A 1,369-nucleotide genomic window follows, 5' to 3' on the forward strand; every position below is an offset into this window, starting at 1 on the left:
AGTAGGTCGCTGCCAGGTCTGCAAAACGCACGTTCAAACTCTCATCCAATCGGATGACCGTGAAATCTTCTCTGCACGTCGTTCGATGCACGTCGTTGCCCCAAACCGCTAACTCTTTGGGCAACATGCATAAAGGCTTGCCAAGGGATCCCGGGCCGCTCTAAGCGGCCCTTTCATTTGGTGGAGACAGAATACCGCAATCGCCAAATAAAACGGCGATCGCAAATACCGCAATCGCCACAAGGCGATCATGGTGGTGACGCGGGGTGGAGCAGCCCGGTAGCTCGTCAGGCTCATAACCTGAAGGTCACAGGTTCAAATCCTGTCCCCGCAACCAATTCTATCATAAATCAATTACCGTCCCGGTCTAACCGGGGCGGCTATTTGCGTTTTGAACGGCACCGCAATCGCTGCCGTTGTTCGCCTTCGCGTTTCTTCCTGGTGCGCACGCCGTGCGTCCAGACGCTTGCTCAGCAGGAAGGCGAGTTGTTATCTTCGCGTGTAAATGTGAAGCATCATGAAGAGCATTCCAACAAATGACGCGACAACGCTTACCGCCAATCTCCTCTGCTCTACAGGATCGGATGGATAATTCCACAATCCGCCCTTCCAGGGCTTGAATACGCTGAAAACGGCGATCCCAAATCCGATCGCGAACGCAATAATGAGGAAGATGTTGTCACGAATGTAGCCCAGCACCTCTGTGCCCTTTCAAATTCCCGCCGATCGGAAAGCTTCCACCATTTACAGGAATTAAGGCGGATGCACGATCACTGTAGGTCAAATCGGCCTCAACTCCGCAGGCGCCGCCGTAGCGCTCCCCTTGCGCTTGGCCGGATCGCCACGGGCGGCGCCACTGGTACCGGGCAAGACCGTCACCCTGCAGCGCCGAGCGACGTGCCGGCGGCCATCCTCGAACAGCTCTGCCCCCGTCAGTGGTATCGAGCCGAGCTGCAGACGGTCGGCAGCCAGCGCGTCACCGAACCCAGTAGGTTGCATAGTGGTTTGAGATGGTAGCGGGAGAGCGCTAGCGCCAATACAGCGCTGCAACCGAGTTCGTCTGTTGACGCGACTTCGCAAACGAGGTCACGGCGCCGGTGCTGGATCCCGGCAGCGGCAGAGCAAAATCGGGCAGCTCTGGGCCGCTTCTACGAACTCGCCGCAACCGGCCCAGCGCCGATTGCAGCGAGGCGCTCGGGCGCATCGCAGAACTCTATCGCGTCGAAGGCGAAATCCGCGGCCAGCCGGCAGAGGCACGGCCGCGCCGAACACTGGGCGACAGTCGCATCGCTCGTACCCCTCCGGTGAGGGCCGTCTTGTCAGCTGAGGGCGAACATCGGAAGTCCTAGGGATAATCCTAGGAGTAGCC

General features: G+C 58.8%; 1 tRNA gene. It reads left to right on the forward strand.

Annotation, left to right across the window (positions count from 1 at the left end):
* The first annotated feature begins 260 nt into the window (after positions 1-260).
* Positions 261-337: transfer RNA gene (locus tag LB524_RS28750), tRNA-Met, on the forward strand.
* The last annotated feature ends 1,032 nt before the right edge of the window (positions 338-1,369 follow it).

It is taken from the genome of Mesorhizobium sp. ESP6-5 (genome assembly GCF_020164695.1).
GTDB lineage: Bacteria > Pseudomonadota > Alphaproteobacteria > Rhizobiales > Rhizobiaceae > Mesorhizobium > Mesorhizobium australicum.